The organism is Vibrio sp. TRT 29B02 (assembly GCF_050113655.1).
GTDB lineage: Bacteria > Pseudomonadota > Gammaproteobacteria > Enterobacterales > Vibrionaceae > Vibrio.
The window spans coordinates 232,819-239,397 of record NZ_JBNJOJ010000003.1 but is presented as its reverse complement, the minus strand read 5'-3'; the positions used below and the strand labels follow the sequence as shown (position 1 = coordinate 239,397).

Here is a 6,579-nt window from a genome sequence, read left to right as displayed (position 1 = left end):
TCTAAGGTGAAGATGTCATCATCTTCAGTGCGCGTCGCGCTTACACCTTCAACTTTTGGCGCGTCGTTGGTGCCTGTGATGGTAATCGTCGCTGTGGTTTCTGTACGCGATAACTCTTGGCCTTCGTCGTCATATTCCACAACATCATAGCTGTATGTGATGGTTTCACTTTCACCCGATGCCAGTGAGTTGTAAGCGTTTGGCTCTACCGTCAGAACGCCGTCTTTGACAGTAACACCCTTCGCATCACCAGAAGTTAATGTGATATTCTCGGCCACTAACTCATCACTCGCATCCTCATCGCTGCTCTTCGACAACAAATCTAAGGTGAAGATGTCATCATCTTCAGTGCGCGTCGCGCTTACACCTTCAACTTTTGGCGCGTCGTTGGTGCCTGTTAAAACGATAGTTAACGTGGCAGAGTCAGTTGCCCCGAAGTTATCAGTAACAGTAACTGGCACTTCAATAGTTATTTCTTCACCTTGTGCAAGATAATCATACGAAGACGCATCAAACTCATAGGTACCATCTCCATTTAAAGTCAGGCCATTCACTACTGTGTCCGTAGTAAAGACTAATGGCTCACCAGCGGGCTGGTCCACATCGGTCGCAGTCATACTGCCTGTGATGACCTGATCTTCTAATAACGAGCGATTTTCAGGCTCTGCTACTGGAGCATCATTCACAGGAGTAACATCAATATTGACTACCAGCGTATCTGTACCACCATTGCCGTCATTGACAATGACAGTGAAGCTATCAGGGCCGTTATAATTCTCATTCGGCGTATAGGTCCAAGTGCCGTCTGGGTTTACGATAGCCGTACCATTTGCAGGCGCAGAAGATTGGGAGAAAGTTAGGATATCTTGGGCATTTTGGTCTGTAGCAGTCAGCGTTCCGCTGATAGGTGTATCTTCGTCGGTAACAACGGCAAGGCTATCACCTAGTGGGTCATTATTTAGATCAACGAAAATAGGATTGAATAGACGGAATTGCTCTAGGAGTGCAAGGCTTTGTGTCTGAGAAAGACCTAATGATTCAAAACCTGAAGTATCGAAATTAGTCGAAGCAATCGTCTCGGCACCATCACGCGCAACAGATGTGGAAGCCGTTAGGCTTGAACCACTTTGACCACCAGCGGCCGTTGCAAAGTCTTCACCTAACTCTGTCGGGTCTTGGCCTTCTTCTAACGCAGCAAAGATATCTGCAATTTCTGCTGAGATATCTAGGTTCTCGCCGTTGTCGCCAACTAGGTTGACTTGTAGTTGTTGATCTTCAGCAAACTCAGGATTGCCCTGAACAATCACCTCACCCGGTTTTGGAAGCTCTCCCTCTACCAAAACTCGAACATTACCGTTTGCATCAATAACGATGATTTGGTTTGCTGCTAAATTGCCTACTGCTACGTAAGTACCAAAACCCATATTTTAAGCCCTTTATCCTTGACTAAATTCTTGCTTATGTCATTGCCGACAAAAATTTGGCAATGTTAAAAATTCATGCAGGTTATAAATTAACATCTTTAACTATTCGGCTAAACACATTTTTTGTATAAAAGCCTCAACAAACACGACACAAGTTGCATTTCTCAACATTGAGACCATGAATTAAGATCACATTTTTAGCCCTATTAAGTGTGAATAATGCCTCTTTAACCAATATGCACTCATTTTTTTAATCTTTGTCGATAATTCACAACTTAGCAACGCAATAAATGCGTTTTTCATTAGTTTTCTAGCCCTAAGAGTGCTATTTTATTGGCGCTATCGATGGATAAATCTCACAAACGAGACAAAAAAGTTGAGTATTATCCTCAATTACGAGCACTTCGAGGAGAGTCAGAGTGAATTGGAATAAGTTGAAAGTACTAAGTTGCGCGGTTGCACTTAGCTTTCCAGCACATAGTCAAACATTAGAGCAAGCAGTTGCCTACACCATTACTACGAATCCTGAAATTAAAGCATCATACAATGAGTTTATGAGTAAGTTTTATGACTCAGAAGCATCAACTGGCGCTTACATGCCTAAATTGGATTTAGATGCAGGTATTGGTTATGAAGCGGTTGACTTAGCATCAGGGACCGAAAATGAATTGACCCGTAAAGAAGCGACTTTGACGCTGACACAGTTGTTATGGGATGGTTCCGCTACTCTTAACGACATGGATAGAACTGCTGCAGACGCCGAGTCTGTTCGATTTCAACTTCTTTCCGATGCCCAAGATATCGCTCTTCAAGTGACTAAGATTTATTTGGACGCGACAAAAGCATATGAAGTGTTAGCTCTTTCTGAAAGTAATCTGGCTGTACACAAAGAGATTTATCGTGACATCAGCAAACGTGTTGATTCAGGAATAGGTTCAACAGCAGATTTATCACAAGTAGAAGCACGTTTGGCTAAAGCGCACGGCAACTTGCTCGCTGCGCAAAACAACCTGTTTGATGTCCACACTCAATTCAAGCGTATCGTTGGTCAAGCTCCACAAGGGTTAATCTTCCCTCGTGCCGATCAAACCGCAATCCCTTTCACAGTGGATGAAGCTTTAGACACCGCATTTAACTCACATCCAGTGATCAAGATAGCTCAAGCTGACGTCGATTCTGCTCGATTCCAATACGACCAAACTAAAGGCGTTAACTACCCAACACTGTCAATCGAAGCCAACCAAACTTGGCGCGATGATGCCGGCGGCATTGAAGGTGGCAGCGACGAATTCTCTGCAATGCTACGTATGCGCTATAACCTATACAACGGTGGCTCTGATGCAGACCGTTCAGAGAGCGCAGCATATCAGTTGAATAAAGCGAAAGATTTCCGAGATCGTACATTCCGCACTGTTGAAGAAGGTTTGCGTCTATCATGGAGTGCTCTTGATCTAACCGTTCAGCAAAAAGAGTTTCTTGCTGACCACGTAGACTCGGCATCTGACACCGTTATTGCGTACCAAAAGCAGTACAAGCTCGGCAAACGTACCCTACTTGACTTGCTCAACACTGAGAACGAGTTGTTCGAGGCTCGCAAAGGTTACCTAGATGCTAAGTATGACGAGCAGTACGCTAAGTACCGTGTTATGAATGCAACGGGCAACTTGATGGCGGCACTACGTGTGGATACACCTGAAGAGTGGAATAAGAAGGTAGAATACTAAGATGAAAAAAACAGTACTTTCAGCGCTTGTCACTGCAACCATTTTTGCAGCACCACTCAAAGCCGAAGACACGTACGAGTATCGCGCAACTCCGACTCCGAATCAGCTAGCAGACTTGCTGGACGAAGATAGGGATGGTGTGATTAATGCGCGCGATTTATGTCCTCAAACTCCGGCTAAAGCCGATATTGATAACGACGGATGTGGTACTTACATCAAAACAGAAGAACAGCTAAATCTGCATATTCTGTTTGCTAACGATTCGGATCAGATTCAACCCGCTTTCTTAGCTCAGATTCGTGAGATGTCTGCCTTCCTTGAATCTTACCCGTCAACGTCGATCGAACTTCGTGGCTATGCAAGTAAAGTAGGTAAAGCGGAATACAACATGGCTCTATCTGAGCGTCGTGCACAATCAGTAGAAAAGGCATTGCTTGAAAACGGTGTTGCTTCAGACCGTGTCCGCATTATCGGTTTCGGTGACACAGATCTTGAAGCATTAGGCACAGACGAAATCAGTCATGCGAAAAACCGCAAGGTAGTGGCAACGGTTGTCGGCCACAAAGGTAATGTTAAAGAAGAGTGGTCAATCTTCACTAAGATTGAGAAATAACCATTTGTTTTTGATTAAGGGAGCTTCGGCTCCCTTTTTTATTTTGCTTTTGGGTGATGAGTGTTACCCTAGCAGCAATTAAACGTATGAGATAAAACCAATGAGCAAATTAACTTCTGATATTCAAGCAAACCTTGAGCTATTCGTTTCAGAAACTAAGCAATCTAAGCTAGTTTGGGGCATGCGAAATGAAGAAGGCTGGCTGTCTTGCGACTCTACTGAATTTGAAAACAGTGAAGTAATGCCATTCTGGTCAAATAAAGAAGATGCACAAGCGCACAATGTTGAAGAGTGGGCAGACTTCGAAGTGCTAGAAATCCCACTGGATATTTTCGTTGAAGATTGGTTGCTAACTCTTGCTGAAGATGGTGTTCTAGTTGGTACTAACTGGAATGCTCAACTTGAAGGTAAAGAGATGGAGCCATCAGATCTCGCGAAGATGTACCTAGACTAATGACCAAAAGCGTCCCTCGGGACGCTTTTTTGTTCTTATTGCTTGGCCACTAAGGTTGCCATCACCGCTTCGCGGTTGTCCAAATAGTCATTTAGACCGACTTTTCTCAGTTCGCATGATGGGCAATCACCGCATCCGTCACCAATAATCCCGTTGTAGCAAGTCAGGGTTTTCTCACGTACAAGTTGCAGAGCGTCATATTGATCCGCCAATGCCCAAGTCTCGGCCTTATTCAGCCACATCAATGGGGTCGCAATCTCTAGTTGGTAGTCCATACCCTGAGCTAATGCGTTGTTCATCGCTTTAACGAAATCATTACGGCAATCTGGGTAGCCAGAAAAATCCGTTTCACATACACCAGTGATCACTGTTTTCGCACCAATCTGATAAGCATAGATACCCGCTAGGGTTAAAAACAGGATATTGCGACCAGGTACAAACGAATTTGGTAGGCCATTCTCTTGCAGTTCATGAGAAACCGCAATGTCATCACGAGTGAGGGAACTGATTGCCAGTTCATTCAATAGACTGACATCCATCACCTTATGGGCCTTAACACCCAACTCTTTTGCTAAGTTTTGTGCCACTTCGATTTCTAACTTATGACGCTGACCATAATCAAAAGTAATCGCGTGAACTTCATCAAACTGTTTAAGCGCTTGGACAAGGCATGTGGTTGAGTCTTGACCACCACTGAATACTACAACGGCTTTGTTCATGATTGTTTCCTTTAAGCAATGCTGAGGTATTTGTGAGTTTGGATCGACAGACGCCAATTTCTAGCGATACAGACATCAATACACAGCTCGGTTGCACGGGGTTTTTGACTGATTGGCTGAAGCGCAATGGTAGTCGACTTTGGCACTTGAGCGCGTTCTAGCAAAGCATCCAGTTGGTCGATGTCTTTCTCAGTTGCTACTGGGTGCTTAATCTCATTCGCTCGCAATAATGCACTGTCTAACACTGGCAGCTTGCCTTTCATAGCCACCTTTGGTGACACTGTCACCCATGTATTTTCGCTAGCTACAACGTCATAAGTTCCGCTGGTTTCTATCTGACATTGGCAACCCATGGCTTCAAACGCAGCCGTTAGAGGATGAAGATCGTAAATACAAGGTTCACCGCCAGTAATCACAATATGTCGAGCGGTGTAGCCTTGCTTGTTGTACTCATTAACAATGTCTTGTGCTGATACACTACACCAAGTCGGAGAGTCCTCTTTCTTGGTTAGGATTTCTTCAAGCGAGCATTCGTCTTGCGGGGTCGCATCCCAAGTTTGCTTAGTATCACACCAAGCACAACCCACTGGGCACTCTTGCAATCTGACAAATACTGAAGGAACGCCCGTAAAGACCCCTTCTCCCTGAATGGTTTGAAACATTTCGTTAATCTTGTACAACTTAAACTCAGCCTAAATCATCATCAAAAGTTTGCAGGAACGAGACCTTAAAGGACTCCAGGTTGAAGGTCAACTAATTCATAAATTGATCATTCGAATCTCAGCCATTATGCTGGACTCTTTTGCGTCGTCTACGCTCTATTTTAAGGTAAGTTATGTATAAATTGATTGCTCTTGATATGGATGGCACTTTGCTCACCAGCGAAAAGACCATTAGCGAGAGAACAAAACGCGCGATTGCCGAAGCACGTCAACGTGGCGTAAAGGTGGTTCTTGCCTCTGGTCGTCCTCTGGACGGCATGCAAGCGAAGCTAACGGAGCTCAACATTGAAGGTGACAATGAGTTCGTTGTTTACTTCAATGGCTCAATGGTGAAAGAACTGGGCACCAACAAACTGATTCACACTGCCATCATTGATGGTAAGCGCGCTAAACAAGTTGCAGCACTGGCGCAACAACTAGGTGCCTACTGTCATGCCTTTAGTGCAGAGCTAGGGCTTATCACCCCAAAGCACAATGAATTCACTCAAATTGAATCCACTATTAACCAAATTCCAGTAACCGAAATGGACTTTGATCAACTTGAAGACAACCACGCTATCATCAAGGCTATGATTGTTGCCGAGCCAGAAACTCTGACCAGACTGGTTGATCAGATCCCACCATCGGTGCGAGAGGAATTTACCATTGTTCAAAGTGCGCCTTTTTTCCTAGAGTTTCTGAGTCTCGACAGTAATAAAGGCGTTGGTGTCAAAGCCATTGCAGATTATCTAGGCATTAAGGCTGACGAGGTGATTTGCATGGGTGATGCTGAAAATGATCACCACATGCTCGAATATGCTGGGCTTGGGGTTGCGATGGAAAACGCGATGGAACAGACCAAAGCCATCGCCAACTATATTACGTCAAGCAACAATGACGACGGAGTTGCAAAAGTTATTGAGCAATTCATTTTGAACAAATAA

Annotated in this window: 7 protein-coding genes; 4 read left to right on the top strand and 3 right to left on the bottom strand. The window is 44.4% G+C overall.

Annotation, left to right across the window (positions count from 1 at the left end; genetic code table 11):
* A partial coding sequence (locus ACQEXT_RS03590; RefSeq protein ID WP_426950667.1) for an Ig-like domain-containing protein occupies positions 1–1,424 on the bottom strand: 1,424 nt, incomplete at its 3' end.
* 419 nt (positions 1,425–1,843) lie between these two features.
* Between ACQEXT_RS03590 and ACQEXT_RS03585 the strand changes: the two genes are divergently transcribed.
* The 3 genes from ACQEXT_RS03585 to ACQEXT_RS03575 all read left to right on the top strand — a co-directional run bounded on the left by ACQEXT_RS03585 (position 1,844) and on the right by ACQEXT_RS03575 (position 4,215).
* The gene (locus ACQEXT_RS03585) at positions 1,844–3,148 is read left to right on the top strand and encodes a TolC family outer membrane protein (RefSeq protein ID WP_331418616.1); all 1,305 of its coding nucleotides are present in this window, start codon (positions 1,844–1,846) and stop codon (positions 3,146–3,148) included.
* Position 3,149: 1 nt separating this feature from the next.
* On the top strand, positions 3,150–3,761 hold the full coding sequence (locus tag ACQEXT_RS03580) for an OmpA family protein (RefSeq protein ID WP_426950665.1): 612 nt from the start codon (positions 3,150–3,152) through the stop codon (positions 3,759–3,761).
* Positions 3,762–3,861: 100 nt separating this feature from the next.
* Positions 3,862–4,215 carry a DUF2750 domain-containing protein gene (locus ACQEXT_RS03575; RefSeq protein ID WP_138972336.1) on the top strand — a complete coding sequence of 118 codons (354 nt, stop codon included), beginning with the start codon at positions 3,862–3,864 and terminating at the stop codon, positions 4,213–4,215.
* A 35-nt stretch (positions 4,216–4,250) separates the two neighbouring features.
* On the opposite strand, the gene queC is transcribed toward ACQEXT_RS03575, so the two are convergent.
* On the bottom strand, positions 4,251–4,934 hold the full coding sequence (gene queC, locus ACQEXT_RS03570) for a 7-cyano-7-deazaguanine synthase QueC (RefSeq protein WP_426950663.1): 684 nt from the start codon (positions 4,932–4,934) through the stop codon (positions 4,251–4,253).
* An 11-nt stretch (positions 4,935–4,945) separates the two neighbouring features.
* Entirely contained in the window at positions 4,946–5,614 is a 669-nt protein-coding gene (gene queE / locus ACQEXT_RS03565; protein ID WP_426950661.1) for a 7-carboxy-7-deazaguanine synthase QueE, read from the bottom strand.
* A 155-nt stretch (positions 5,615–5,769) separates the two neighbouring features.
* Here queE and ACQEXT_RS03560 point away from each other — a divergent pair, with 155 nt between their 5' ends.
* On the top strand, positions 5,770–6,579 hold the full coding sequence (locus tag ACQEXT_RS03560; protein ID WP_426950659.1) for a Cof-type HAD-IIB family hydrolase: 810 nt from the start codon (positions 5,770–5,772) through the stop codon (positions 6,577–6,579).